Source organism: Polaromonas sp., assembly GCF_039930745.1.
GTDB lineage: Bacteria > Pseudomonadota > Gammaproteobacteria > Burkholderiales > Burkholderiaceae_C > Polaromonas.
The window spans coordinates 1-24,887 of record NZ_JBDTTH010000063.1 but is presented as its reverse complement, the minus strand read 5'-3'; the positions used below and the strand labels follow the sequence as shown (position 1 = coordinate 24,887).

28 protein-coding genes and 1 pseudogene are annotated in these 24,887 nt (G+C 62.4%); 9 read left to right on the top strand and 20 right to left on the bottom strand.

Features of this window, described 5'->3' with window-relative positions; all coding sequences use genetic code 11:
• The 8 genes from ABI660_RS16850 to ABI660_RS16815 form a co-directional block, all read right to left on the bottom strand.
• Positions 1-691, bottom strand: a 691-nt coding sequence (locus ABI660_RS16850) for a transposase (RefSeq protein ID WP_348070206.1), incomplete at its 3' end; no start/stop codon positions are given.
• 146 nt (positions 692-837) lie between these two features.
• Positions 838-1,095, bottom strand: a complete 258-nt coding sequence (locus ABI660_RS16845) for a hypothetical protein (RefSeq protein WP_348070204.1) — start codon at positions 1,093-1,095, stop codon at positions 838-840.
• Between the two features lie 88 nt (positions 1,096-1,183).
• Positions 1,184-1,525 (bottom strand): hypothetical protein, encoded by a 342-nt coding sequence (locus ABI660_RS16840; protein WP_348070202.1) that lies wholly within the window; start codon positions 1,523-1,525, stop codon positions 1,184-1,186.
• A gap of 107 nt (positions 1,526-1,632) precedes the next feature.
• On the bottom strand, positions 1,633-2,025 hold the full coding sequence (locus tag ABI660_RS16835; RefSeq protein WP_348070200.1) for a hypothetical protein: 393 nt from the start codon (positions 2,023-2,025) through the stop codon (positions 1,633-1,635).
• Positions 2,026-2,156: 131 nt separating this feature from the next.
• The gene (locus ABI660_RS16830; RefSeq protein ID WP_348070198.1) at positions 2,157-2,609 is read right to left on the bottom strand and encodes a hypothetical protein; all 453 of its coding nucleotides are present in this window, start codon (positions 2,607-2,609) and stop codon (positions 2,157-2,159) included.
• Positions 2,610-3,167: 558 nt separating this feature from the next.
• Complete coding sequence (locus ABI660_RS16825) at positions 3,168-3,971, bottom strand: nucleotidyltransferase domain-containing protein (protein ID WP_348070196.1); 804 nt, start codon at positions 3,969-3,971, stop codon at positions 3,168-3,170.
• A 61-nt stretch (positions 3,972-4,032) separates the two neighbouring features.
• Positions 4,033-4,401 (bottom strand): hypothetical protein, encoded by a 369-nt coding sequence (locus ABI660_RS16820; RefSeq protein WP_348070194.1) that lies wholly within the window; start codon positions 4,399-4,401, stop codon positions 4,033-4,035.
• A gap of 85 nt (positions 4,402-4,486) precedes the next feature.
• A complete protein-coding gene (locus tag ABI660_RS16815; protein ID WP_348070192.1) occupies positions 4,487-4,714 on the bottom strand; it encodes a hypothetical protein in 228 nt (75 codons plus the stop codon).
• A gap of 606 nt (positions 4,715-5,320) precedes the next feature.
• On the opposite strand from ABI660_RS16815, the gene ABI660_RS16810 reads away from it, so the two are divergent.
• The 6 genes from ABI660_RS16810 to ABI660_RS16785 all read left to right on the top strand — a co-directional run bounded on the left by ABI660_RS16810 (position 5,321) and on the right by ABI660_RS16785 (position 8,651).
• Positions 5,321-6,340: an integron integrase gene (locus tag ABI660_RS16810; protein ID WP_348070190.1), complete on the top strand. Its 1,020-nt coding sequence runs from the start codon at positions 5,321-5,323 to the stop codon at positions 6,338-6,340.
• A gap of 206 nt (positions 6,341-6,546) precedes the next feature.
• The gene (locus ABI660_RS16805; protein WP_348070188.1) at positions 6,547-6,819 is read left to right on the top strand and encodes a DUF2164 domain-containing protein; all 273 of its coding nucleotides are present in this window, start codon (positions 6,547-6,549) and stop codon (positions 6,817-6,819) included.
• A 60-nt stretch (positions 6,820-6,879) separates the two neighbouring features.
• Complete coding sequence (locus tag ABI660_RS16800; RefSeq protein ID WP_348070186.1) at positions 6,880-7,245, top strand: glyoxalase superfamily protein; 366 nt, start codon at positions 6,880-6,882, stop codon at positions 7,243-7,245.
• 85 nt (positions 7,246-7,330) lie between these two features.
• Positions 7,331-7,579: a DUF3297 family protein gene (locus ABI660_RS16795; protein WP_348070184.1), complete on the top strand. Its 249-nt coding sequence runs from the start codon at positions 7,331-7,333 to the stop codon at positions 7,577-7,579.
• A gap of 24 nt (positions 7,580-7,603) precedes the next feature.
• Positions 7,604-7,999, top strand: coding sequence for a hypothetical protein (locus ABI660_RS16790; RefSeq protein WP_348070182.1), 396 nt, complete (start codon positions 7,604-7,606; stop codon positions 7,997-7,999).
• Positions 7,989-8,651 carry an ATP-binding cassette domain-containing protein gene (locus tag ABI660_RS16785; RefSeq protein ID WP_348070180.1) on the top strand — a complete coding sequence of 221 codons (663 nt, stop codon included), beginning with the start codon at positions 7,989-7,991 and terminating at the stop codon, positions 8,649-8,651. Before ABI660_RS16790 ends, ABI660_RS16785 begins: the two co-directional genes overlap by 11 nt.
• Positions 8,652-8,689: 38 nt before the next feature.
• Here the strand turns inward: ABI660_RS16785 and ABI660_RS16780 are convergent, their stop codons facing one another.
• The 6 genes from ABI660_RS16780 to ABI660_RS16755 all read right to left on the bottom strand — a co-directional run bounded on the left by ABI660_RS16780 (position 8,690) and on the right by ABI660_RS16755 (position 15,557).
• Positions 8,690-9,673 carry a tripartite tricarboxylate transporter substrate binding protein gene (locus ABI660_RS16780; RefSeq protein WP_348070178.1) on the bottom strand — a complete coding sequence of 328 codons (984 nt, stop codon included), beginning with the start codon at positions 9,671-9,673 and terminating at the stop codon, positions 8,690-8,692.
• A 57-nt stretch (positions 9,674-9,730) separates the two neighbouring features.
• Positions 9,731-10,162, bottom strand: coding sequence for a DUF126 domain-containing protein (locus ABI660_RS16775; protein WP_348070176.1), 432 nt, complete (start codon positions 10,160-10,162; stop codon positions 9,731-9,733).
• Positions 10,159-11,436 carry an aconitase X catalytic domain-containing protein gene (locus ABI660_RS16770; protein WP_348070174.1) on the bottom strand — a complete coding sequence of 426 codons (1,278 nt, stop codon included), beginning with the start codon at positions 11,434-11,436 and terminating at the stop codon, positions 10,159-10,161. The genes ABI660_RS16775 and ABI660_RS16770 overlap by 4 nt, the downstream gene beginning before the upstream one ends.
• Positions 11,437-12,894, bottom strand: a complete 1,458-nt coding sequence (locus ABI660_RS16765) for an FAD-dependent oxidoreductase (RefSeq protein WP_348070172.1) — start codon at positions 12,892-12,894, stop codon at positions 11,437-11,439.
• Positions 12,895-13,022: 128 nt separating this feature from the next.
• A complete protein-coding gene (gene ilvD / locus ABI660_RS16760) occupies positions 13,023-14,717 on the bottom strand; it encodes a dihydroxy-acid dehydratase (protein WP_348070170.1) in 1,695 nt (564 codons plus the stop codon).
• Between the two features lie 30 nt (positions 14,718-14,747).
• Positions 14,748-15,557, bottom strand: a complete 810-nt coding sequence (locus ABI660_RS16755; RefSeq protein ID WP_348070168.1) for an IclR family transcriptional regulator — start codon at positions 15,555-15,557, stop codon at positions 14,748-14,750.
• 200 nt (positions 15,558-15,757) lie between these two features.
• Here ABI660_RS16755 and ABI660_RS16750 point away from each other — a divergent pair, with 200 nt between their 5' ends.
• Positions 15,758-16,756, top strand: coding sequence for a tripartite tricarboxylate transporter substrate binding protein (locus ABI660_RS16750; protein ID WP_348070166.1), 999 nt, complete (start codon positions 15,758-15,760; stop codon positions 16,754-16,756).
• A 108-nt stretch (positions 16,757-16,864) separates the two neighbouring features.
• On the opposite strand, the gene ABI660_RS16745 is transcribed toward ABI660_RS16750, so the two are convergent.
• Entirely contained in the window at positions 16,865-18,634 is a 1,770-nt protein-coding gene (locus ABI660_RS16745) for a phosphoethanolamine--lipid A transferase (RefSeq protein ID WP_348070164.1), read from the bottom strand.
• Positions 18,631-19,332, bottom strand: a complete 702-nt coding sequence (locus tag ABI660_RS16740) for a phosphatase PAP2 family protein (protein ID WP_348070162.1) — start codon at positions 19,330-19,332, stop codon at positions 18,631-18,633. The genes ABI660_RS16745 and ABI660_RS16740 overlap by 4 nt, the downstream gene beginning before the upstream one ends.
• A 113-nt stretch (positions 19,333-19,445) precedes the next feature.
• Here ABI660_RS16740 and ABI660_RS16735 point away from each other — a divergent pair, with 113 nt between their 5' ends.
• Positions 19,446-20,129: a response regulator transcription factor gene (locus ABI660_RS16735; protein WP_348070160.1), complete on the top strand. Its 684-nt coding sequence runs from the start codon at positions 19,446-19,448 to the stop codon at positions 20,127-20,129.
• Positions 20,126-21,514, top strand: coding sequence for a histidine kinase dimerization/phospho-acceptor domain-containing protein (locus ABI660_RS16730; RefSeq protein ID WP_348070158.1), 1,389 nt, complete (start codon positions 20,126-20,128; stop codon positions 21,512-21,514). Before ABI660_RS16735 ends, ABI660_RS16730 begins: the two co-directional genes overlap by 4 nt.
• Before the next feature lie 58 nt (positions 21,515-21,572).
• On the opposite strand, the gene ABI660_RS16725 is transcribed toward ABI660_RS16730, so the two are convergent.
• The 4 genes and pseudogenes from ABI660_RS16725 to ABI660_RS16710 form a co-directional block, all read right to left on the bottom strand.
• Complete coding sequence (locus ABI660_RS16725; RefSeq protein WP_348070156.1) at positions 21,573-22,346, bottom strand: TerC family protein; 774 nt, start codon at positions 22,344-22,346, stop codon at positions 21,573-21,575.
• A gap of 148 nt (positions 22,347-22,494) precedes the next feature.
• Positions 22,495-23,664, bottom strand: coding sequence for an AI-2E family transporter (locus tag ABI660_RS16720; protein ID WP_348070154.1), 1,170 nt, complete (start codon positions 23,662-23,664; stop codon positions 22,495-22,497).
• Positions 23,665-23,835: 171 nt separating this feature from the next.
• The gene (locus ABI660_RS16715) at positions 23,836-24,582 is read right to left on the bottom strand and encodes a LytTR family DNA-binding domain-containing protein (RefSeq protein WP_348070152.1); all 747 of its coding nucleotides are present in this window, start codon (positions 24,580-24,582) and stop codon (positions 23,836-23,838) included.
• Positions 24,579-24,887, bottom strand: a pseudogene (locus tag ABI660_RS16710) (sensor histidine kinase); the annotation flags it as partial. The gene ABI660_RS16715 and the pseudogene ABI660_RS16710, both read right to left, overlap by 4 nt.

Sequence of the window (24,887 nt, the reverse complement as noted above, 5' to 3'; positions counted from 1 at the left end):
TGACGTTGGTTTTGAGTTCCTGGCCTTTGCGGTTCAATCGCTTGGGGTTGCTGGCGACGAACTTTCGGGTGCGTGCCGCTTCTTTGCGCAGGGCGTCGATGCGGGCCTGGCGTTTGGGCTCCAGCGCCTCGTCACTGCCTTGCTTGTCCTGGGCGTGGTGCAGGGCCAGGATCTTGTCTGCCGCCTGGTCCAGGCGCTTGGCGCGGTGGCGCAGTTCATCGAAGGTGCCGCTGCGCTCTTTGCTGGCGTTGGAGGGGAGCTTGACGCCGTCGATGGCAAACATGTCACGCCCGATCAGTCCTTGGGCATCGCAGGTCATCAGGATTTGGCTGAAGAGGGGTCGGATCTGTTCACTCAGGCTGCAGACAAACTTGGCAATGTGGGTGTGACTGGGTTGGCTGTCGCCGCTGATGGCGATGAATTGGATGTTGCGCACACAGGCTTGCTCAATGGTGCGGCTGGAGATCAGGCCCTGGCTGTAGGCCAACAAAACAATCTTGAGCATGACGCGTGGATCGTAAGCACTGGCGCCGACTTCGTCGTTCTTGAACTGGGCGTCCATGCCCGAGAGGTCCAGTTCGTTATCGACCAGATAGTCCAGGGCAAAGGCGAAGCTGCCGGGAACGATTTGTTCACTGAGCACCACCGGCAGCAGCAAGCTGTTGCGGTCTTGGGGTTTGTAGCGGGCCATGGTCGCGATCTCCTTGCGCGGATGTGTCGCAAGCGGCGTGCCAGAGGTTTATTTACAGCCTCAACGTTGAGATGACCGGACCACATCCATTCGCGGCGTAGCCGCCTCCTGTAGGTGTGGGTCCGCGTCGATTGGCATGTTAAAGCTCATGGTTCACCTTGCCTACTATGCTCATCACCGGCGGCTCGGCCGTGATCTACAAGCTCAAGACGTCGGGCCTCTTGAAACGAAATATCAAAAAGGCCAGCAACAATGAATGCGCAGTCGATGCTCTTGTAGCCGTCGCTTCGAGCCCTGAGAAAAACTTCGCGTGCAGTTGCACCAGCAGCGTGCATAGCGATATAAGGCTGGGGCGCAGTACTTTGCGTTTGTTGCATTGGAATCACGCTTTTCGAGGTCTTCACGCCTGAGCTTTAACGTGAAGATGACCGGACCACAACAAATTGCGGCGAAGCCGCCTCCTGCTGTTGTGGGTCCGTATCGATTGACATGTTAAGTGGCAAGTTCGTGAACCACCAGCTTACCGCCCTCGCAGTCCAAGGCGCAACCTTCGAGATTCGGTGCGCCCGCTTTGCTGCGCAGGAAGAAAGGAAGGCTATGGAGTTCGGTCAACGGGTGCTGCCCAGACATAGGGCCAACTTCCTCCAAATCGAGAACAGTCGCCAACCACGTGTCGGGCTCGCGCGTCCAAACAGCCTTACCTCCTTCGTCGCGCATGAGATCGCTTTGCCCCTTCGCCCACGTGACCGCCACCATGGGGCGTGCAATCGCCTGCTCTTCGATCACCCGATGAATGTGGGCTAACGCTGCGGGCGTAACGTGTAGGGATGCCATTTAACGTCGAAGTTGTGGGGCGGCGCAGCCGTCCCACACGAACGACCAGTTAGGCTGGCACGGCGACGTGAAATTTGCTCGCCACTGGATGCAAAAGTAAGGGGTATTCACTGGCTAAATTCTCCTCTTCGAAATGCCGCTCTGTCGGCAGCATCTAAATCAGCGTCCCAACAGACTGCATAGCCGTACCGCGTGGCCACCATGTACGCAGGACCAGTGAGCGCAAATTCCCCTGATTTTATTTGCGCTTCTTCAAATGAAGTACCTCTACAAGCTTTGCTTGCCAACTCTTTCCATAGAGCCGCCGCACCAGAATGATTGGCTATTGGAAGTGCATTGGTTTGAACATTGATAGCAAAGAGACCTGGTTTAATTGGTCGTACCGCAACTCCAGCGCCTAAAGGACTGCGCTCGCCTTTGGCCAAGTCGTAGCTCGATGCGCAGCTCACACACATGGCGAGAAGCAGATTTGCAAAACAGAGGGAAAGCAACCGTCTCATGTGATGCCTAACGTTGGAGGCCACCGGGACGCAACCCGTGCCGCGCAGCGGCAGCCCTTGGTTGCGTGTCCGCGTGGGCCGACCGGTTATACCTTGCGGTAGAGGTGGATGCGTAATGCATATCTTGGGAGCTAGCTGTAACTGTGAAGTTCTTGGCTGTTGTCACACACCATTTGCACAAAATCTGCGAATGATCGGGCGACTTGAGAAGTGTGTGTAGCGCCGAGTGCGAACACCTGGCCATTGGACGGTGATGCAGCCTCTAAATCTAAGACGTAATACACGCACTCAATCGCATAGTCAGCCACTACAAAAGACAACTCACTGCAAGGCTTGGTCGCGGCACCCTCAGGAAATAGATCAACTGCCGGGCGCCACTCATCAATAGGCCAGAAGCGCATCCATGCCTTTTCTGGATTTGTGGGGTAGTCGGCGCCATTCATGATCCCAAACGCAGCTTTAGCATCAAAGGGAATTTCGACTTCAAACTTAGCCTCAAAGAGCGCGAAGTCTGAATTTAGCGCTGGCTCTCGCACAGAGCCGTTCAGCGCAAATATTTCGTCACGAATCGTATTGAAACTCATAGCTCCGAGCAATCCCATCCTACAAGGTATAACGTCGCCGCTCAGCGGGAGCTGAAGGCGATCCGATGCAGCGGCTCGTTATGCATGGTCATCGAACTCGCCATAGAGAATTTCCGGGGCATCGTGAGCAAAGACACTCATACATCCGTTGCCCGTGACAACGAGCCACTCGCGACGCTTCTCAGTAACACCTTCCAAGTTGAACTCCTCTTCTGCCCATCCTCCAGCTTCTACAGAATAAAGGTGATGGCCTCCTCGATATCCGTCAGACCGCCAATATCTAAGTAGGCCACCTTCGTCAAGAAAACGAAATCCGGTAACCCAGTCGAACGTGAACGTCACCCCTTTGAATCTCCCAGCGTTAGTGGAACTCTGGGCGACTAGGACCTGCAGTTTGCGACCATCGTAGTTAACCCACGAAATGTCGGACGCAGATGGCATGGCCGCCTCCGAATCAAAAGGGACTAGTTCAAGAGGCATAACGTTGGAAATGACCGGCAGGCCATAGGCAGGCAAAGCCTGCCGCGAGACTGTCCGTGTCGATTGACTTGTTAGCCCTCATGCGCTGACGCCCTGGTTGCCCCATGTTTCTCGCAGGATTGCGCGGAACACATCGGAGAGAGCTGAGACGCCCGCGGCCCGTTCTCCCTTTGCAGGGGTGGCCTGCTCAAGCCGCTTGAGCTCGCTTTCGATGAATTGCTGTATCGGCGGAATCTGAGGGGACAAGCCCATTTCAGGCGATCGACGTTTCACTTCCAGAAGCTCTTGAACCGCGCCGACGAATGCTTCATCGTCCGCCACTCTCAAGAGCTGGTCAAACTCGATCGGGGCTGGCGTAGAGAACCTCTCCATCCACCGCACCGCAAGCAGCGGCCGAAGAACATAGAAGTACTTCTTCAGCGGCACCTTCTCCTGCTGCAGGTACCCGCGATAGTTCGTCTTCGCCATGCTACGGTAATGGTGGATGCCCGCCTCCGTGGAGTAGATCGAAGGCAGCAGCTGCAGCACGCACTGATGGAACGAGCCAGACGCCTCGTAAATGATCGATGACTGAATCCACTCGACGAAACCAGGGTTCGACTTCCAGAACAGGCGGAGAGCTTTTCGAAGATCCCAGCCGTTCACGTCGAGATCATCAACGATCGGATATTCGATGACGTCGCGCTTCTCTTCGAGATCAACCGACAGGTACCACTCGGGAGGGTGCGCGTAAATGAACCGCGCATCAAAGTCACTATTCGGTGACGGGAAGCCCCAGGCGCGGCTTCCGGATTCCACAGCGAGCAGGACCTTCACGCCGTGCTCTGACTCGGCACGACGCAGGCGCGATCGGATCTCGTTCTGTACGGAAGCTGGAATCATGGGGGCTAACGTAAAAGTGACCGGCCGCAGAAGGCGGTCCGGTCGAATGCCAAGTTAGAACTCAGGCCACCCATGCAACTAAGAGCTTGTCGGCGCCGAGCACAACCACGCCAGTAGCAAAGAAGCCCCCGATATACACGGCAGCCCAGCTTCTCATATTCGAGGGAACATAGCTTGGCCATACTCCAACTTTTTGTGCGAATGCCAGATGCTTTTGCATGCGTGCGCGCATAAGAAGCTGCACCAGATAGTACGGATACAGAAAAAGCAACAGCAGCAAGGCGAGACCAGCATACTCTGCTCCCAGCACGCTTTTCGCCAACAAGGCAATCGCAAGCAGCGCCGCGAAAAGAGGATGCCCCACCTTTGGGGGTAGCGGCCCCCTCGAGGTTTTCTCGATAAGGCGCTCGTATTGAGTGGGCTCGTACACTGAGTTCTAACGTGAAGATGACCGGATCACAACACCTGCGGCGAAGCCGCCTTCCTGCTGTTCTGGGTCCGTGTCGATCGACCAGTTAGACCTTCTTGCCGTTGGTTTCATCGGTCACCATTTTCCCGTCCACTACGAATTCCTTCAGCGACGCGGCCTTTTTTCCCACCAAGAAGTAGTAGGCCCCAACACCGATGAATGCAAGCCCACCAAATAGAGGTTTAACTGGTACAGGTCCGTCACTGAACAGGACGACAAGAACGATAGCGATGCCAATTAAGACTGCGCCTCCACCGGCGATCTGATTTCTCATAATTCCTCCTACAGAAAAGTTGAAACTGGCGGTACCACACAAGAAGCCTAGAGTGTCTGCTAAAGGCTCTAACGTTGGAGGCAAGGCGCGGCCGCAGGCTGTCGCCTCTTGGCCGACCAGTTAAAGCTTAGTGCTGACATAGACCTTTGGAACTGGTGACGACTCCGCCTTCACCCAAAGTCAGCTTGCAATAGCAGTAGGCAGGTCCGCTCAACGCAACGATTACCGACTTTCCTCCAAAGTCTCCGTCGAATCGAACCTGAGCGAGAGTTCGAATGGATTGCACGACTTCGGTCACTGGAACGCCCATCTGGACTGCACCACAAGTTGCTGCAGCGGCATCTCGATCTTGCTGGGCATGGTATTCGGCAAACACAAATGCCCCTGCAATCGAACAAGCGAGTGCGCCAATTGAAGTAAGGACCACCGTACGAGTTCGCATGAGCTTTAACGTGATGTAGACCGTCGGATATCCTGGGATCCCAGGATATCCGGCGAGATAAACCTGTAGCAGGCATCAGCCGCAATGGCCAGCCTCCTCGCAAGCCCGCTTGACATCGGGTTCGAGCAGGAAAATACTGTGTTTTTATACATGGTTATGCCGCTATGAACCCTGTCGCCTATCTTCCCCAATCCAAGCGCCTGCTGGAGCAGGTGAGCGAGGTCATCCGTTACAAACACTATAGCCTGAAGACCGAGCAGGCTTACGTGTACTGGGTGAGGTTTTTCGTGCGATGGTGTGGCCGCGCCGGGGAAATGCGGCATCCGCGCGACATGGGCGCGTTGGAGGTCACGCAGTTTCTGACGATGCTTGCCAATGAGCGACGTGTGTCTGTTTCCACACACAATCAGGCGCTCAGTTCCCTGCTGTTTTTATACCGGGAGGTGCTGGGACTTGATCTGCCCTGGCTCACCGAGTTGCAGCGGCCGACCCGTCCCCGGCGAATTCCCTCGGTACTCACCACAGCGGAAATCGGCGCCTTATTGGGCGCGCTGGAAGGGGAGATGGCTTTGCTGGCCAAGCTGTTGTACGGCACGGGCATGCGCTTGATGGAGGGTTTGCGCCTGCGAATCAAGGACGTGGATTTTGATCGTCAGGTGCTGGTGGTGCGCCAGGCCAAAGGTGGCAAGGACCGTGTGGTGATGTTGCCGCGCGCTGTGCATGACGCGCTCAAGATGCAGGTGAGCCAGGCTCGGGCAGCATGGGCTCATGACCGCGAAGCAGGTTTTGCCGGCGTTGAAGTGCCTGATGCGCTGTCAGTCAAGTACCCCGACCTGGGCCGCCGCTGGGGCTGGTTTTGGGTTTTTCCGGCGCCGCACCTGTCGGTGGATCCGCGTTCTCAAATAGAACGCCGACACCATCTGTACGAAGAGCGCCTGCAGCGCGCCATCAAACTGGCCAGCGCTGCAGCCCGGATCATCAAGCCGGTGTCAGTGCACACGCTGCGCCACAGCTTCGCGACCCACCTCCTGCAGTCGGGCACCGACATACGCACGGTGCAGGAGCTGCTGGGCCACTCTGACGTGAGCACCACCATGATTTACACGCACGTGCTGAAGGTGGCCGCGGGCGGCACGGCAAGCCCGCTGGATGCGCTGACGGCTCAGCCGCTATCAATTCAATAGCTGTTCACATCCATTGAATAAGGGCTGGAGGCACTTTTTGTTCATTAAAATGTGGCTGCGCCTTATTTCACGCCTGGCGCATTCTCTTGAGAATTTGGGCCTGGCCTGTGCTGGCAACCCCCGCAGTTCCCGTTAAGCTCACGGCGCATCAATGGCCGGACATTCGCGCCCCCAGGTTTTAACCCTTCAGTCAGGAAGCCCCGCCCATGACCATCGAAATCTCCAAAGAGGCACGCCAGCAGGCCATCGCTTCCATTGAACGCTACTTCCTCGAGAACATGGAAGAAAAAATCGGCAACATCACTGCTGGCGCGCTCCTCGGTTTCTTTCTGGAGGAGCTGGGTCCCCTGGTCTACAACAGAGCTGTCGCGGATGTGCAGGAACGTCTGCAGTCGCGAATCGCGGAGCTCGACATCGAGATCCACGAAGACGAGTTTCAGTACTGGCGGAAATACGACCAGCGGCAAAAGCGCAAATAGACAGCAACCTTCGCTCGACCACCATACTGCAGTTGCAACACCTACCAGGGAGACCGCCCCATGAAACTTGCGCCCGCGATTCCCATCCTCCGCATCTTCTCGGAGGACAAGGCAAGGGAGTTCTATCTGGACTTCCTGGGGTTCACGCTGGAATGGGAACACCGCTTCGAAGAAAACTTTCCTCTGTATGCACAGATCAGCCGGTCCGGGCTGACACTTCACCTCAGCGAGCACCATGGTGACGCGACGCCCGGCTCAACGGTTTTTGCACCGGTCGAGGACATCGATGCACTGCAAAGCGAACTCGCTGCGAAGAATTACAGGTACGCAAAACCCGCTGTGGAAGAACTGTCCTGGGGCCGCATGATGCAGGTGGCTGACCCGTTTGGAAACCGCATCCGCTTTTGCCAATCGGAAAGCGCTTGATTCCCCGGCAGTTCGACCGAACCGGGGCAGGGCCCAGATCATGGAAAAATGCTCCCATTCCCGTCAATTGAAATAAAGAAACTCCATGACCGAAACCACACCACGTCCCCCACTGCCCGACCGCCTCTCCATCGACCCGCGCAGCCCCCACCACCTTGCCGCGGTGTTTGAACATGAAGTCGGCATCCGCCTGAATGACAAGGAACGCCTGGATGTCGAGGAATACTGCATCAGCGAACGCTGGGTCAAAGTGCCCGCCGGCAAGACACTGGACCGCAAAGGCAATCCACTGATGATCAAGCTCAAGGGCAAGGTCGAAGCGTTTTATCGGTAAACACAGCGCAGTCCGCAAACAGACATGGCCACGACCACACTTGAAGGCGAAGTAGCTGCTTTTTTTGATGCCTTCGTGGAAGCGTTTCACACCTTTGACGGCCAGGCCATTGCCCTGCGCTATCTAGCACCGTATTCGGCATTACACGCCGGGGGCACCGTCGAATGTTTTTCCGCCCAGCCGGAAATAGCCGGCTATTTTCAGAAAGTGGTGGACAGCTATCGCAGCCAGGGGTGCCGGTCCTGCCGGTACAACGCGCTTGAAGTGGTTTCCATGGGCCAGGCGTGTGTCCTGGGCACCGTGACGTGGGAACTGCTCCTCGAAGACGGACGTGTTCTCCAATCCTGGCGCGAGTCGTACACCCTCGCGCGCACCGAAAGCGGTTTGCGCGTCTTCGCGACCGTCGATCATGTCGACTGATGCTTCCCTGAAGCACCCGCCCGCCAGGGGCTTGTCCGCCATCCTCCAGGCGGACGGTCTCCAGTTTCGCTATCCGCAGCGCGACCTGTTCACCCATTTGTCGGCGTCCATCGCACCCGGCGTCACCCTGGTACGCGGCGGCGACGGATGCGGCAAGACCACGCTGCTGCGTTTGCTGGCCGGGGAATTGGCGGCCCATGCGGGCCAGCTCAACATCAAGGGAACAGGCTTGCAGAAGCAAGCCCAGGCTTACCGCCAGCAGGTGTTCTGGACAGAACCACGCACGGATGCATTTGATCAAATGACGCCGTCCGGCTATTTCGAAAGCCAGCGCAAGCGCTTTGCCGGGTTCGAAGAGGCTATGTTGGCCCACTGCGTGGATGGCCTGAGTCTGGCGCCGGAAATGAACAAGCAGCTCTACATGCTGTCCACAGGCTCCAAACGCAAAGTCTGGCTGGCCGCCGCATTTGCATCGGGCGCCGCCGTGACCCTGCTGGACATGCCTTTTGCCGCACTGGACAAAGCCTCCATCAGCTTTGTTCTCGGGCTTTTGCAGAAGGCCGCCGATCACCCCGACCGCGCCTGTGTGCTTGCCGACTACACAGCCCCCGACGGCGTGCGCCTGGCAGGCGTCATTGACCTGGGCGACTGAACGCTCGACCTGCCCAATGGGCAAAAACGTTTCGAGGCCTATTCGAACTTGACGTCGTTCTCCCGCACAGTGGCGACAAAGCCGTCGTACTGTCTGCGGAAGAACGCGGCAAATTCGGTCGCCGTCATGCCATAGCCCGAAAAGCCCTGCGCCACCAGCTGGTCACGCACTTCAGGGCGAGCCAGCGTGTTGCGCAGCTCGGTGCTCAGCCTGTCTGCAACGTCAGCCGGCAGGCCGGTGGGCCCGAAGAACCCGGCCCATGGGGTGATGGTGAGTTTGCCCAGGCCCAGTTCAGCACCAGTCGGCACGTCCGGCAGCAAGGGACTTCGTTTGGGCAGCAGTGTCACCAGCGACTTGATGCGGCCATCGCGCACAAAGGTCGGCGTGAGCGTGCCGGTGGAGAACATCATGTGAATCTGCCCGCTGACCAGGTCGGTCATGGCCTGGGCGTCGCCCTTGTAGCGCACGTTGACCACCTTGGTATTTCGAGTGCCCAGCAGTTGCAGCATGGCCAGCTCCGCCGCGCTGTTGCTCGAGGCCGAGTTGTACTTGCCCGGGTTGGCCGCCACATGGTCCAGAAACTCGCTCAGGTTGCGCGAAGGCAATGTGGGCGACACCGCCAGGAACATCGAAAATTCGCCGGCCATGCCTAGGGGCGTGAATGCTTTGAACGGGTCATAAGGCGGGTTCGGCCGCAATGAAGGAACGGCCACCATGGCGGTGTTCGTGCCCAGCAGGAAGGTGTAGCCGTCCGGTGCGGCGCGCATCACTTCCTGCGCGGCGATGATGCCTTCGGCACCGGCCTTGTTGTCCACGATGACCTGCTGGCCAAGCTGCGCGCTCAGGCCTTTGGCGATGATGCGGGTCACCACATCGGCGGCGCCGCCCGGGGCAAAACCCACCACCAGCCGCAAGGGCCTGGCTGGGAAGGCTTGGGCATGTACTGGGGGAAGCGCCAGCGCGGCTGCACCGGTAGCGAACATCCGCAATATCTTTCGGCGGTTTTCCTGTCTTGTCTTCATGGGAATGTCTCCTTGTCTGGGTCCCGCGCTCTTTGTCGCTGTTGATGTGTCCCTGCTCTATTTGCGTGTGATCGTGACAACGCCGGCGTCGGCATCGACGCGCACCCAGTCACCGGTGCGAATGATCTCCAGCGGGTCCTGGTCAAAATCAGTCATGGCCGGCGCGTGGCTCACCACGGCTCCCAGGGCAATCTTGGTTGTCATCTGGTTGAACAGCCAGGCCGCAGGCGCGGTGCCCATCAGCCGGGCCACATGGAACTGCGCGGACCAGCCCGACGAGCCCTTGGCCCCCGGGAACACCAGCACCTTGCCAGCGAAGCTCTGGCCCCGCAGCTCGTGCCGTGTTTCGATGATGGTGCCGTTGCGCGGATCGACGCCACCCCAGCCAGAGATGGGCTCGCGCGTTACCAGGGCTTCACCCTCTGCCACGCCGGGCACAACCTTGCTGCCGCGGATGACGATGGTCTGGCCGATGACGTCGGTGCTCATGCTGCACTCCAGCGGCCGGTACAGGCCGCGTCGATGCATTGTTCGGTGGTGCCGAACCAGGCCTGCAAGCCCAGGATGGCCGGCAGGTAGTGAGCCTGCTTGGCTGAATCCAGCGCCACCACCTTGGTGCCCGGCGGCACCGCGCGGCTCATGGCGGAGCAGCTGTCGGTCATGAGCTTGCCGCCCGCCGCCTCAATGATTTGCGTGTAGCCGTTGCGGTTGGCCACTTCCTTGATGGCACGCGGGGTGAAGATCCACAGCGCGCTGTTCTCGTGCACCTTGCGCCCCTCGAGCAGTTGCGCCGCCTCCCAGATCTGCTCGATGGTGTAGTGCGGGCAACCCAGCATCACGTAGTCCACGTGTTTGTCATGCGCGGTGGCATTGATGCGCTCCAGCGTCTCGCGCCGCTGGCGGTCGCCGTAGTGCCGCACTTCGGCCGGCTTGCGGCCGCCGTAGGCCTGCTCCTTCGTGTTTGCTTCGGGCGTCACGCCCACCAGGTGGTACATCTCGACACCGCCGGACGAGGAGGCCGCGGCGCCGAAGTGTTTAAGGCGCGGCAGGTTGGGCACACGTCCGACGCCGGTGACCACGGGCACGTGTTCCTGCACCCAATCGCCCATCCAGTAGCCCAGCAGGCCCCAGTCCTCGACCGACTCGACGGCAATGTCCAGGTGCACGCCCAACGTGCCCACTCGCCCCTTGTCGTGGTGAAAGCCCCAGTCGGGAATGCGGCAGGTCAGCATGGCCGCGCTGGTGCTCTCGCGGCCTTCGGTATTCGTGCGCGCGCCCAGCACCGAGTTGCAGTAAATGACGGCCGAGGACTCCATCCACGCGCAGTGCTCTCCGCGCGTGGGAACGTTGCCCACCTGGTAGGGCGTGCAGGTGTTGAGGATCTGCACGCCCATGCGGGCGGCCTCGGCTTCGCTGCGCTTGTAGAACTGCAGTACCTGCTCGCTCACGCCCATCTCCGCGGGATGGTGCGGATCAAAACCCAGTTGCAGGTGGGAGCTGAAGGCGCGCACCTTGGGCACAGTCACGACCTCGCTGGTGTCCAGGTTGAATTCGCTGAACACCGCGTCCAGCCCGCCCTTGGCCATGGCGAAATCGCGCATGAAGGGCGTGGTGGCGGTCACGGTACCGCAGACGTTGCGTGTTTCGACCAGGGCTTCGGCACCCAGCGCTTCGCCGTAGCGCACCAGCAGGTCCATGGCACGCGCTACGGCCGCACCGTCGCGACCGTCACACATGGCTTTTTCCTCGTCGGTGAGTCGCATTCAGCCCTCCGTGACAAGCGTGTCGCCGGCTTCGGCCGTTGCCTGGCCTGCCGCTGCAGGCCGCAGGTACACGCCCTGGCGCAAAAGCGCCTGCTGCAGCGCCGCCACGTCAACTGCACGCGGCTGCACTTTCCGGGCGACAGCCAGCGCCGCCGCAACGCCTGCGGCCTGGCCGGTGATCCAGCATTGAGGAATTTCGCGCATAAAACCGTGCGAATTGCGGTCGCAGGAAACATGGCGGCCGCAGGCGAGCAAGCCGTCCAGCGTTTCGGGCACCAGGGCGCCGTAGGGAATCGAAATGTTGGGGAACTTGGGTGAGACCGCCGGTGTAACGCCAATCTCGTCGGGCAAGGCGACGCCGTCAGGCCAGCGGCTGCGCAACACGGCATCGACACCCTTGAGCCGACGTGCGTGGCGCACGCCGATCTGCGGGGCCGACAGCATCATGTAAGCGCCTTCGAAACCCGGCGCGTGGCGGCGGTAGTACTCGAGATGCGAGGCCATGGCGCGGTGCGACCGCACTTCCACTGCGGTCAGGTCGTCAACGTCCAGCGCGGAATAGCCGGACTGGCGTGGGCCCATGAACAGCGCCACATCGTTGCGCCAGGACACAAAAGGCCGCTCGAACAACCCGCACTCCTCGCGGCCACGTGCCATGAATTGCGAATACTGCTCCGGCTCGGCCGCGCGGAATGCAATCCAGCGGTCCATGTCGACACCGCCGAACAGCCAGGCGGTATTCATGCAGTGGTGAACATCGGCTTCTTCGATGTCGTTGACAAAGGCAGCGCCGGCGCGGGCGAACAGGTCACCGTCTCCGCTGGCATCAATCACCACCCTGGCGCGGATGGCCATGCGGCCTTCCTTGCTTTCGAAGGTCGCGCCGCATACCTTTCCTTCTTCCACCAGAGGCATGCAGGCCCAGGAGTGGTAGACCAGTTTCACGCCGCGTTCGATGACCAGTTCCTGCGACAGCAGTTTGAGCCGCTCCGGATCGATGGTGGGCGACCAGGTCACCACGCCGTGATAGGCGGCAGTGCGAAACGACCAGTGGTTGGCTTTGGCAGCATCGGTGGAGCCCCAGTCCTCGCGGCCGGGGCCGGCCACGGCATCGGCCGGCAGCCGGTCGAACAGTTCTTCGGCGAAACCGCGGATGACCAGCTTGCCCTCCCAGTCGGTCATGCGGTCAATCCAGATCACCAGACCACCGGTGGACAGGCCGCCCAGATGGTTGTAGCGCTCCAGCAGTACCACGTCTGCGCCCTCCCTGGCGGCTGCGGCTGCGGCAGCCGTGCCCGAAGGCCCGCCGCCGACCACCAGCACGTCGCACTCGCGATAGACAGGAATATCGCGGCCCGGCTCATGCAGGCTGCCCAATTGCGGCCGCGGCGGCTTGGCATCACGGGCGAAGATGTCGGCCGAGAGAATGCGCTCGTCGGAACGGGTGATGGTTTTCATGGTCAGGCAATCCTTTTTTTGATTATTTTGGACTTAACGTCCAAAATATGCAAGTCTTGGGGATTTGACAGACGAAAATCAAAGGTCAAGGCACCCACCTGACAGGCTGCCGCCAAAGCGCCGCTGGTTTATTCCACCTTGTCGACCAGAACGGCACCGCGCGACAGCGGCCCCACATTGCGCCGGTAGATCTGCAGCCAGCCGCGGTCGAACTTCGCTGCGGGGGGCTGCCATGCCGCGCGCCGCTGCGCCAGTTCAGCATCAGAAATGTCCAGGTCAACCCGGCGTGCGTCAAGATCAACCGTGACCGGGTCACCATCGCACACCAGGGCCAGCGCACCGCCCAGCGCCGCCTCCGGCGCCACTTCGGCCACGACCAGGCCCTTGCAGACCAGGCCGGACAAATGGCCATCTGTCAGCATCGCCACATGTTCACCCAGGCCGGCGCCGTCGATGGCAAACACCACACGCGAGGCGCCGCCGCCCATCGCCGGGCCGCCGCAGGCACCGGCACCACGCATCACGACGACGTGGCCTTTCCGGATATCGCCCTGCCTGATCGCAGCGACGGCCGCGTCCGAGTTGTCGAAGCAGATGGCCGGGCCGCTGAAACGCCGGACCTTGCGTTCGCTGATGCCGGTTTTGATCAGTGCGCCCTCGGGTGCCAGGTTGCCGCGCAGCAGCACGATGGCCGGGCGCGGCGCCACCGGGCGCTCTATCGGGCGAATGACTTCGGCATTGCCGACAGGGGCAGCCTGAAGGTTCTCTTCCACCGTACGGCCTGTCACCGTCAATGCGGTCACATCGAGCAGCGGCGTCAGTTGCTTCATCAGCGCCAGGCAGCCGCCGGCCGCCTCGAACTCTTCAATCAGATGTTCGCCGATGGGCCGGATGCCCGCCAGCACAGGCGTCTGCGGACCCAGTTGCTCGAACAGGCCATAAACATCCACCGAGCTGGCTGCTTCGGTCGCGACCGCCTGCAGGTGTTTGACCGCATTGAGCGAACCCCCAATGGCCAGCACGGCGCGCACGGCGTTGGCGAAAGCCCCCGCGGTGAGGATGTCGCGCGGCTTGAGGTCGTCCCAGACCATCTGCACGATGCGCGCCACGGCGGCCCGTGCGTCGGCAAACATCTTGTCCGACAAGGCTGCCACCGGCGCGCTGCCCGGCAGGGCCATGCCAAGCGCTTCACACACCACATGCATGGTGTTGGCCGTGCCCAGCCCGGAGCAGACGCCGGGTGAGCGGATCGCGCAGCGGCTCATGCCCACCACGTCTTCGATGGAGGTGTTGCCCGTCATGGCATGCATCGAATGGATGAACACCTCCTCGATGTCCACGTGCTGGCCTTTGTATTCGCCGCTGGCCTGGTAACCACAGGGCACCAGAATGGTGGGAACGTTCAGCCGTGCGGCGGCCATCAGCTGGCCGGGCACGGTCTTGTCGCAAGAGGTGAGGCAGACCATGCCGTCGAGCTGCGCGCCTTCCACGGCAACCTCGATGTCGTTGGTCACCAGGTCGCGTGACGCCAGCATGTAGGCACCGCGCGCGCCTGCGCCGGTCACAAAGTCGCTAGGCGCGGCGGTGCGGATTTCGAAGGGCACACCGCCAGCTGCGCGAATCGCGTCCTTCACCACTTTGGCCACCTGGTCGAGATGGCTGTAGCAGGCTGCCAGTTCCGAGCTGCTGTTGACAACTGCAATCTTGGGCTTGTCGCAGTCTTCCTCGGGAATGCCCATGGCCTGCCACTGCGCGTTGCGCACCGCCCAAAGGTAGGAGCCTCTGGGGAAATTGCTGCGCAGCTTGCGTGCCGGTTCTGTCATGGGAAAGTCTCCTGTCGAAAATGAAGTTGTTCAGCCCGGCTGGGGGACGTGGCCGCCCAGGTCAACCGCCAGTTCCCTGGCCATTTGCAGCAGCAGCGGAGCCACGACCTGGTGCAGGCGCTCTTCGGTGAACATGAAGGCGGCACTGCCGCAGTTGAGCGCCATGACCTCGCCGCCGGGGCCGACCAGTGGCACCGACACCGAGTTGATTTCGCGATGGAATTCACCGGCGGAAATGCAGTAGCCCAGCTTGTCGGCACCGGCCAGGGAGCGCGCCAGCCCGTCTTCCAGCGCGGCCCAGTCGCTGCCGCGCGCCAGGCGCAGCGATTCGATGAGGCTCTGGCGCTCGGACAGGGGCAGCGCCCATAGATAAGCACGCCCAAGCGCCGAGTTGGCCATGGGTGCACGCGAACCCACATCCAGGCGCGGGGTCAGCATGGTTGACCGGGGTCGGCAAGCTTCGATCAGCACCATGTCGAGACCGTCCGGCACGGCCAGGTATACCGAGCCGCTCACCGCTTCCGCCAGCGCCAGCATGTGCGGGCGCGCCACGGCGCGCACGTCCAGCCCGGCCAGGAACACGCGCGCAATGGATATCACGCCCGGCCCGAGCATGAAACGCTCGCTCCCCGGCTCCTGCTTCAGGAGCCCCAGGGTGACCAGGGTAGACGCCAGGCGGGTCACGGTGGGGCGCGGCACGCCCGTCAGGCGGGCCAGCTCGGTGGGCGTGAGCACACGCCGGCTTTCGGTGAAGCAGCGCAGCACGGCGATGCCACGTTCAAGCGCACTGACGGTGTCGGGACGCTGCGGCGCGTTGTTGTTGTCTTCCAGGTCAGCCATGAGAAAGTCTCCCGGCCGCGGGAGCGCGGCCGCTGCCCGCACTGTAGACGGTGCCCCCACGGGTGCCGGCCTTGCAGACCGCTCCGGCACAAAGAAAAAATGAAATTGTTTTGAATCGCATGTATTGCATATTTTGGACGTTACGACCAAAATATGCAAACAACATCGGCAATGCAACAGCCGTCACCAGGAGACAAACCATGGCTTTCAAGTCGCACATCACGCGTCGCGCGCTCGGATTCTGGGCAGCCGGCGCCGCCCTCGCCTCACCTTTCACCAGCTTGGCGCAAAGCGTTTTTCCACAGCCGGGACGACCGATCCGCCTGGTCGTCGGGCTGGCTGCCGGAGGGTCGCTTGATGGCCAGGCCCGCTCGATTGCCAAGCGCCTGACGGAAATCGCCGGAACCCAGGTGGTGGTCGACAACAAGCCGGGCGCCAGCATGATGCTGTCTGCCAGCGAGGTGATGCGCGCTGCACCGGACGGGTACACCCTGCTGTTCGCGCCTTCTTCGGTGTTTGCGCAGAACCCGCACACGCTCTCCAGCGTTCCCTACGACCCGTTCAAGGACTTCACGCCGATCACCCTCGCTTCGCGCGGGCCCCTGGTGCTGACGGTGCACCAGTCGCTGCCGGTGCACTCGGTCAAGGACCTGGTGGCCTGGGCCAAAGCCAATCCCGGCAAGCTCAACTTCGCATCTTTCGGCACCGGCACCTCGTCGCACATCTACGCAGAGGCATTCGCCAAGGCCGTCGGCATCGACGTGGTGCACGTGCCGTACAAAGGAACGGCCGACGCCGCGCGCGACCTGCTCGAAGGGCGTGTACAGGCCTACTTCGACGCTGCGCCCACAGCCATCCAGAACGCTGCCACCGGCCGCATCCGCATCCTCGCCGTGGCCGCGCCCAAGCGCATGGCCCCGATGACCGACGTGCCGACCTTCACCGAGCAGGGCGTGCCCGGCATGGACCTGACCAGCTGGATTGCGATCGTCGGCCCGGCCAACATGCCGCGTGATCTCGTGGCCAGGGTCAATGCCCTGCTGGTGCAGACACTGTCTTCGCCCGACGTGAAGGAATTCATCGCCCGCGGTGCCTACGAAACCTCGCCGTCCACGCCGGCAGAACTGTCGGCGGAAATGAAGCTGGCCTACGACCGCTGGGGCGCGATGGTCAGGCAAATCGGCTTCGTGAAGCAGTAGCCACGCACGCGAATTTGCTATGAATTCAGTAGCTGATAACCCCCATACCATAAGGGTTTTCGGCGGTTTTCATTGGTAAAAAGGCGCGGCGCCGGTACGGCGCACCCGTCAGTCGGCGCGCTTGCCCGGCTTTGGATCCAACCTGGCGAGCATCGCCGCTGTTCCAGCCACTTCGTCGGTGGGGGACGTCGCGCAAGACGCGTAAACATCCAGCGACCGGCGGTACACGCTGCCCTGGACGGCCAGCAAGCCGAGCACGGAGTGAAAGTAGTTGTCGTGCGAAACCGGCCGGTCCGCCTCGCCGCGCAGGCAGGCGGACGTCACGCCGCGGCGCTGGGCAAACGCAGCGGATGTCCAGGTGATCCATGGCACCCGCTTTTGCACGTCGGGTGCCAGCACATACGGCATGCCGTGCAGGTACAGGTTGTTCTCGCCAAGCGACTCGCCATGGTCCGCCACATACACCATGGCGGTTTCGTAGGCATGCTGCTTCCCGAGCCAGGCGATGGTGCCGGACAGGAAGTGGTCGGTGTAGGCAATCGAGTTGTCGTAGGCATTGACCAGCGCCTCCCCGCTGCAGGCCTGCAGGTCGTTGCCGGTGCATTCGGGAACGAAACGCTTGAAAGCCGCGGGTGAGCGCTGGTGGTAGGCCGGCCCGTGGCTTCCCATCTGGTGCAGGACGATCACCACGCCGCGCGCGCGGCGTTCAGGCGGCAAGGCCGCCATGCGCTCGTCCAGCCCTTCGAGCATGATGCCGTCGTAACACTCACCGCCCGGACACAGCTGCGGGTCTGCCAGGTTGGCGGTGCTGACGCTGGACACCCGGTCACACACGCCCTTGCAGCCGGACTGGTTGTCCACCCAGAGCACGGCCATGCCCGCGTGCTGGACCACGTCGAGCAGGCCTTCGGTGTCGTGCTTGCGCGCGTCAAAACCGGTGCGGCCCAGGTTGGAAAACATGCAGGGAACAGACGCCGCCGTGCTGGTGCCGCAGGACCACGCGTTGCGAAAGCTGGCCACGTCCCGCCGTGCGAGTTCGGGTGTGGTGTCGCGGCCGTAGCCATTCAGGCCAAAGTTGCCGCTGCGCCCGGTCTCCCCGAGCACCAGCACCAGCAGCGGCGGGCGCGCGGACGGCGGCCATGCCACCCGCGCATCCAGGCCCAGTGGCTGCAGCACATCGCTGCGCTGCAGCGGCCGGCCGGCCAGCTTGCCCAGTGCATACACCGCATTGAGCGGGTTGACGAGGTAACGCAACTCTTTGTGGTTGCGCATGGTGGAAGCCAGCGGGCTGAAACTGGCAAGCACAAGCACCACCAGCGCCAGCAGCGCGGCGCCGGCCTGCAGGAAGTTGTGCACGGCGCGCCGCTGCCAGCGGCCGTAGTCCACGCGCCAGCGCCACAGCGCCACGCAGGGCAATACACCCAGCAGCCCCACAGAAGCGAAAAACCGGGGGCCCAGCAGGTCGCGCACTTCGCGCGGGTTGGTCTGCAGGGCGTTGGTGAGCATGGCGCTGTCAATGACCACGTGGTAGGCCAGCATGAAGTGCGCGCCGAACGACGACGCCACCAGCAGCAGCGCCAGCACCGGCTTGAGTGTCCAGCGCCAGGCCAGCACGCTGACCACGCAGGCCAGGCTGGCGGCAATGATCAAGCCGAAGCTCACGGCGAACAGCCATCCACCGGACCGTTCAAACAGGGCCAGCTCGCGCAGCGCCAGCCAGAGCGGCAGGTTGGCGGCCGTGGCCAGCCAGAAGCTCGCCGCGAGGATGATCCAGCCCGGATGGGCAAAAGCGCGCGGCGACGTGCCGGCAGGAGGCACGGCGTGCGCCCCGCCCGCGTCCAGCAGGAGCGGCATGCGGTGAGCAACCGGCACGCTCATGCGGGCTCACCGATGTCTCTGGCCAGCGGGCTGGATGCCATGCGTGCGCGCAGGCCGTCCATGACCCAGGCCACGCACCAGCAAATAAAGGCCGTCCACAGGGTGTGGCTGGTGAAATGTGCGCCGCGGACCTGCTGCGCCACACCCAGCGCCCCACCTGCCAGCAGCGAAGCAGCCAGCCATCGGCGCGCGACCGCGGGCGCCGTGTGACGAAAGGCGAAGTAACCACCCACAAAGGCAAAGCCCGACGAGGCATGGCCTGCGGGGAAACACTGGCCGCTGCCGCCGTCTGGCGCAAACACATGCATCCAGTGCGGCGTGTAATGCGCCACGCCGCCAAAGTCAGCCAGACTCCAAGGGCAGCTGGCGGTGCTGAAGGACTTCAGGGCACTGATCACCAGCACGGCCAGCAAGGTGGTGGTTGCGAGCTGGAAACGGAGCAGCGGCGCCAGGCGCTGGAATCCGCCAACCGGCAACCAGACCGCCACGCACAGCAGCAGTGCCAGCACCCAGGCCAGGCGTCTGGCACCGTCATGCAGTACCCCGGACAGGAAAACGTTGTCCTTCAGGGGAAAGCCGGCCGGCCCGCCGAACCAGCGCGCCAGCGGCAGGTCCAGGCCGGACATGTCCCAGGCCAGCACCAGCAGCAGCGCCGCCGCCGTTATCGCGGCAAGTTGCCTGTTCGAGAAAATTTGCATGGGCGCAGCTTCGGCGCCGCGGCTTAAGTCTTCCTTAAGGGGGACCCTTCGCATCACTCCCGCCATGCGCGGCGGGAGTGATGCGAAGGGTGCTCCCTCGAGCACAATACGGCATGCGTGTACTGGTTGTTGAAGATGATGAAGGCATTGCCACCGGGCTGCAGACCCACCTGCGGCAGCTGGACTGGGCGGTGGACATGACGGACGGTGTGGAAACAGCCTGGACCGCGCTGTGCGTCGAGCCCTTTGACCTGGTGCTGCTGGACCTGGGGTTGCGCGACGGCGATGGCGCCGAGGTATTGCGCCGCCTGCGCCGGGCGCCGCCGGGCCGCCTGCCCGATGCCGCCACCCCTGTGCTCATCATGACGGCGCGCGACCAGGTGGCCGCGCGCATTGAATGCCTGGACATGGGCGCCGACGACTATGTGACCAAACCGTTCGACCCTGACGAGCTGGCGGCGCGCATGCGCGCCCTGCGCCGACGTTCCGTCGGCCGGGCGCACCCACTGCTCAAGGCTGGCTCGCTGGAGATCGACCCCGCCACGCGCAGCGTGCGGCTGGGCGGGCAACCCGTGGAGCTGTCGGCACGCGAATTCGGCGTGCTGCTTGCGTTGATCGAGGTCCGGCCGCGTGTGCTGTCACGCCCGCAGATCGAGGCGCGGCTGTACAGCTGGGACAACGCGCTGGACAGCAACGCCGTCGAGGTGCATGTGCACCACTTGCGCAGGAAGCTCGGCGAAGGCGTCATACGCACCCTGCGCGGCGTCGGTTATTTTGTTCCGGAGGACGAGACATGAAGCTGCAACGCTCCCTCACGCTAAGCCTGATGGCCTGGGCCCTGGGCGCGCTCCTGATCGTCTGGGGCTGCTTTGTGGTGCTGGGCTACAGGACCGGCCTCCATGAAGCCGACGAACTGACGGACGGGCACCTGGCCAGTGTGGCGCTGCTGCAGCTGGCACAGAACCCCAGCCAGATCGACAGGCGGCGCGATGCCGCCAGCCTGCCGGGCCTGTCCAGCCTCAAAAGCCACGACTATCAGCGCTCCATGAGCGTGGTGGTGTGGAATGCCACCGGCCAGGAGCTGATGCGTACCGGCGAGGCACCCGAGCTGCCGTTCAGCGCGGAGGAAGGCTTCGAAACCCTGCAGCTGGGAACGCCGCCGGTGGGCTGGCGGGTCTTTTCCCGCTGGGACGGGCCGGCACAGCAAAAAAAGGTGACCGTCCTTTTAAGCATCAGCGAACGCGATGACCTGGCCAAGGATATTGCCGAGCAGGTGGCCGAGCCCGGGTTCTGGCTGCTGCCGGTGGTGGCGCTGGCGCTGGGCTTGGCGATTCATCGCGGGCTGCGTCCGCTCTACGACCTGTCACGGGACGTCGATTCGCTGGACATCCATCAGCTCTCGCCTTTGCGCAGCGACTCTGTGCAACAAGAGTTTCGCGCGGTGGTGAACTCCATCAACACGCTGACCGGGCGCTACCAGGCCGCAGTGTCCCGGGAAAGGGAGCTGGCCAGCGAGCTGGCGCATGAATTGCGCACCCCCCTGGCCTCTTTGACCTTGCAGGCACGCGCACTGCGCAAGGCGATCGGGAGCGAGGAGCAGGAGCAGCTGCTGGCCCAGCTCGAGCGCGACGCACTGCGGGCCGGCCAGGTGCTGTACGACCTGCTGGCGCTGGCGCGTGCCAGCCGCACGGAATTGGTCGAAGCCATGCAGACACTGGATCTGGATGCCATTGCGCGCACCGAGGTCGCGGAGTTCGGCCAGGCCGCGCTGGACAGCGGACATGAATTGGCACTGGCCAGCCCGGGGCCTTTTGTCATGCAGGGGCACCCGGTCCTGCTGGGTCTGGTGCTGCGCAACCTGATCGAAAACGCCCTGAGCCACACACCGCCAGGCACCAGCGTGGAGGTACAGCTCGACCTCGAGGCGCGCTGCATGCAGGTGTGCGACTCCGCTTCGCAAGATCCACCCGCGCTTGACGCCATTCCGCTCCGGGCCAAGAGCCACCACCCGCTGGGCCTGGGTTCGGGGCATCGTGTGGTGGAAAAAATCGCGGCGATTCACGGTGCGGTGTTTGAATCGGTGCCGGCACCCCCTGGCTTTGCCCGCTGCTACCGCGTGGTGTTTCCCGCCGCGGCGCCTTGCCCTGAAAAAACGCTGGTACAAGTCTCGGAGTTGCTATAAATTCAATAGCTGCTTGCGCCCGTCGTGCAAGGGCTGGATGGCAAAATGACCAAAAAAATTATTCAAGGCGTTTTGCGCCGGAACGGTCGCCGGCAGCATAGGACTTCCGCAGGTGCGCAGGTGTGACTGAACGCTTGCGCAGGCGCAGGTTGAGCATCTCGACGCACACCGAGAAGGCCATGGCGAAATAGATGTAACCCTTGGGCACATGGTGATCGAAGCCTTCGGCAATCAGCGCCACGCCGACCACCACCAGGAAGGAGAGGGCCAGCATTTTGACGGTGGGATGCTCGGACACAAAACGACCGATGGCGCCGGCGAACAGCATCATCAGGCCGACCGAGGCGATCACCGCGGCAATCATCACCGCCAGTTCGTCCACCATGCCGACGGCCGTGATGATGGAGTCCAGCGAGAACACCATGTCCACCACCATGATCTGCAGGATCACGGCGGTGAAGGTGGCCTTGACGGCAGTGGAGGCGTGGCCTTCCTCGCCCTCGAGCGACTGGTGGATCTCGCCGGTGCTTTTCCAGATGAGGAAGAGCCCGCCGGCGATCAGGATCATGTCGCGCCCTGAAATTTCCTGCTTGAATACCGTGAACACCGGCTCGACCAGCCCGATGATCCAGGACAGCACCAGCAACAGGCCAATGCGCATGAACATGGCCATGAACAGGCCAACCCGGCGCGCCAGCTCCCGCTTTTCCGGGGGCAGCTTGTCCACCAGGATGGAAATGAACACGATGTTGTCGATACCCAGCACCAGTTCCAGCGCAGTGAGCGTGGCAAAGGCGATCCAGGCTTGCGGATCAGTCAGCAATTCCATCATGGCTTACCTCGTCCTTTTCATTCATCCAGCGTCGTGGGCGACTCTTCTCTTTTCAAGCAGGGGCCGCGGGTCCGGCTTCGCCGGCCCGCAGGCGCAGCGGCCCCTCGGGGGGCAGCGCAGTACACGCAGTGACAAGCGTGGGGGCGCGTCAAGATCCGAGAAACTCACCCAGCGGCTTGAGATCGTCCACCCGATCACACACCGACTTGACCATCATCATGATGGGAATGCCCAGCAGCAGGCCCCACACGCCCCAGAGCCAGCCCCAGGCCAGCAGCGCAACAAACACCGCCACCGGGCTCAGCCGGCTGGCGCGGCTGGTCAGCCAGGGTGTGACCAGGTTGCCGATGATGGTGTGAATGAGCAGCGAGGCACCGGCAACCAGCAGCGCCATGTTGAGCGAGCCGAACTGCAGGAAACCAACCAGCGCCGTCGCCGCGGCGGTGATCAGCGAGCCCACGTAGGGCACCAGGTTGAGCACGCAGGCGGCAATGCCCCAGACCGCGGCGTTCTCCAGGCCGATGGCCAGCAAGGCCAGCCAGGTCAACACCCCCACCAGCGCGCTGGTCAGCAACTGGACTTGCAGATAGCGCTGGATCTGGCCGGTGATTTCATTCAGGGCTTCCAGCGTTATTTTTTTGCTGCTGAGGCTGGGACCGGCAAGCTTGACCAGCTTGCGCCGGAAACTGTCACCCGACAGCAGCAGGAAGTAGGTCAGAAATATCACCACCACGGCCTGGCCCACCAGCGCCATCAAGCCGATGGTGCCGGTCCAGAGGTAGTCCTTGACATTGAAGCGCCCCCGCTCAATCACCACCCGCATCGCGCCGCGGTTGTTGGCCGGAACAGCGCCCTCCTGCGCCGCCTGCTCGATCTGCGAGGCCGCCTTCTGCACGGTGTCCAGCGTGCTGTCTGGCTTGCCTCTTTTCACCTTCATGGCATACCTGAATTTTTGCGCCGCCACCGGCAGCGACTCGATCAGGTCCCCGGCTTCGTCACTGAGGGACCAGGCCGTCGAGCCGAGCACGCCAAAAATCGCCAGCATCAGCACGGCGGAACCCAGCCAGCGCGGAATACGTTTGAGTTCCAGCCAGTTGATCACGGGTGACAGCGCATAGCTGAACAGCACGCTGAGCATGACCGGAATGACCACCGCCTTGGCCCAATACAGCACAAACAGGATGGCCAGCCCCGCCAACACCACCAGCGACATGTTGCGAATGTCCACCGGCATGTGCAGAAGCTGACGATCCGTTGCGGGCAACGCCACGGCCGCCGGCTCGGCCGCCAGGGCATCGGGAAGGTGTTGTGGGTCCATCTTGTTTTCCTCGCAGGCCTCCGCAGCTTGCGGGGCAGTCTCCATGGCTACTAGGCTGCCTTATTGGAGCCGAAACACCAGCCGGGCAGTGTAGGACGCCAGCGCCGGAAAGCACCGGCGGCATGCCTTCGGCGGTATTGCAGCCTTTCAAGCACCGACCCGCACCGGGCCTCAGCCCGCGATGGCTTCCCGCACGGCACTGAGCTGACGCCGTGACACGGCCAGCAATTCGTCAATGCCATTGAGCCGCACGGCCCAGCCCTCGCCCTCTTCGGGGTCGAAGTGTTTCTCGAGCGCGCGCACCGCGCGCCGCGCCACCAGTGCGTTGCGGTGGATGCGCATGAACTGCTGCTGGTACTTTTCCTCCAGCTCGTTGAGGCTGCCGTCGAGAATGTAGCTCTTGGCCGCAGTGCGCACGGTGATGTATTTGAGCTCGGCCTTGAGGTACAGCACTTCGCCCAGCGGCACGCGCTCGGTCCGGCCGCGGTCCTGAATAATTAGCGGCTCGACATCCGAATCAGGCTGCAGCCCTTTTGCAGTCTGCGCAAGACGCTCTACTTTTTGTAGCGCCTGTTGCAACCGCTCCAGCCGCACGGGCTTGGTCAGGTAGTCCACCGCCTCGAGGTCGAAGGCCTGCACCGCATGCTCGGAATGCGCCGTTACGAACACCACCGCCGGCGGTTGGGGCATCTGCGCAATCGCCTGCGCCAGCATGATGCCGTCGGCGCCGGGCATGCGCACGTCGAGCAGCACCACGTCAAAGGTTTCGCGCCGCAGCGCATCCATGGCCTGCACTGCGTGCGCGGCTTCGGCAGCCACGGTGGCGGCCGGCGCATGGCAGTCGCCCAGCAGCGTGCGCAGCCGCGACCGCGCCAGTGCTTCGTCATCCACAATCAGCGCCCTGAGCTTGCCTGTCATAGGGGAATCTCCAGCCTCACTTGAAACACACCGTCCTTGAACACGGTCTTGAACTGCGCCTGCACATCATGCAGCAGCGCCAGGCGTTCGCGCACATTGGCCAGCGCCAGCCCGTGGCCACGTTCGCCGACACCGGCCGGGGTGGAATTGGTCACCTTGAGCACCACCATGCTGCCGCGCCGCTGGGTTGTTATTTTGATCTGCGCGCCTTGGGCACTGGGTTCCACGCCGTGCCGCACGGCATTTTCCACCAGCGGCTGCAGCAGCAGCGGCGGCAGTTTAGCCGGGTCGGCTTCGGGGTCCAG

Coding starts and splice junctions, on each gene's coding strand:
- ABI660_RS16735 (WP_348070160.1), top strand. CDS start 19,446: ATGCGTGTACTGGTTGTTGAAGATGATGAAGGCATTGCCACCGGGCTG.
- ABI660_RS16715 (WP_348070152.1), bottom strand. CDS start 24,582: ATGACAGGCAAGCTCAGGGCGCTGATTGTGGATGACGAAGCACTGGCG.
- ABI660_RS16725 (WP_348070156.1), bottom strand. CDS start 22,346: ATGATGGAATTGCTGACTGATCCGCAAGCCTGGATCGCCTTTGCCACG.
- ABI660_RS16840 (WP_348070202.1), bottom strand. CDS start 1,525: ATGGCATCCCTACACGTTACGCCCGCAGCGTTAGCCCACATTCATCGG.
- ABI660_RS16775 (WP_348070176.1), bottom strand. CDS start 10,162: ATGAGCACCGACGTCATCGGCCAGACCATCGTCATCCGCGGCAGCAAG.
- ABI660_RS16770 (WP_348070174.1), bottom strand. CDS start 11,436: ATGCGACTCACCGACGAGGAAAAAGCCATGTGTGACGGTCGCGACGGT.
- ABI660_RS16750 (WP_348070166.1), top strand. CDS start 15,758: ATGGCTTTCAAGTCGCACATCACGCGTCGCGCGCTCGGATTCTGGGCA.
- ABI660_RS16800 (WP_348070186.1), top strand. CDS start 6,880: ATGAAACTTGCGCCCGCGATTCCCATCCTCCGCATCTTCTCGGAGGAC.
- ABI660_RS16730 (WP_348070158.1), top strand. CDS start 20,126: ATGAAGCTGCAACGCTCCCTCACGCTAAGCCTGATGGCCTGGGCCCTG.
- ABI660_RS16790 (WP_348070182.1), top strand. CDS start 7,604: ATGGCCACGACCACACTTGAAGGCGAAGTAGCTGCTTTTTTTGATGCC.
- ABI660_RS16745 (WP_348070164.1), bottom strand. CDS start 18,634: ATGAGCGTGCCGGTTGCTCACCGCATGCCGCTCCTGCTGGACGCGGGC.
- ilvD (WP_348070170.1), bottom strand. CDS start 14,717: ATGACAGAACCGGCACGCAAGCTGCGCAGCAATTTCCCCAGAGGCTCC.
- ABI660_RS16830 (WP_348070198.1), bottom strand. CDS start 2,609: ATGAGTTTCAATACGATTCGTGACGAAATATTTGCGCTGAACGGCTCT.
- ABI660_RS16765 (WP_348070172.1), bottom strand. CDS start 12,894: ATGAAAACCATCACCCGTTCCGACGAGCGCATTCTCTCGGCCGACATC.
- ABI660_RS16785 (WP_348070180.1), top strand. CDS start 7,989: ATGTCGACTGATGCTTCCCTGAAGCACCCGCCCGCCAGGGGCTTGTCC.
- ABI660_RS16810 (WP_348070190.1), top strand. CDS start 5,321: ATGAACCCTGTCGCCTATCTTCCCCAATCCAAGCGCCTGCTGGAGCAG.
- ABI660_RS16740 (WP_348070162.1), bottom strand. CDS start 19,332: ATGCAAATTTTCTCGAACAGGCAACTTGCCGCGATAACGGCGGCGGCG.
- ABI660_RS16780 (WP_348070178.1), bottom strand. CDS start 9,673: ATGAAGACAAGACAGGAAAACCGCCGAAAGATATTGCGGATGTTCGCT.
- ABI660_RS16815 (WP_348070192.1), bottom strand. CDS start 4,714: ATGAGAAATCAGATCGCCGGTGGAGGCGCAGTCTTAATTGGCATCGCT.
- ABI660_RS16825 (WP_348070196.1), bottom strand. CDS start 3,971: ATGATTCCAGCTTCCGTACAGAACGAGATCCGATCGCGCCTGCGTCGT.
- ABI660_RS16720 (WP_348070154.1), bottom strand. CDS start 23,664: ATGGACCCACAACACCTTCCCGATGCCCTGGCGGCCGAGCCGGCGGCC.
- ABI660_RS16805 (WP_348070188.1), top strand. CDS start 6,547: ATGACCATCGAAATCTCCAAAGAGGCACGCCAGCAGGCCATCGCTTCC.
- ABI660_RS16795 (WP_348070184.1), top strand. CDS start 7,331: ATGACCGAAACCACACCACGTCCCCCACTGCCCGACCGCCTCTCCATC.
- ABI660_RS16835 (WP_348070200.1), bottom strand. CDS start 2,025: ATGAGACGGTTGCTTTCCCTCTGTTTTGCAAATCTGCTTCTCGCCATG.
- ABI660_RS16755 (WP_348070168.1), bottom strand. CDS start 15,557: ATGGCTGACCTGGAAGACAACAACAACGCGCCGCAGCGTCCCGACACC.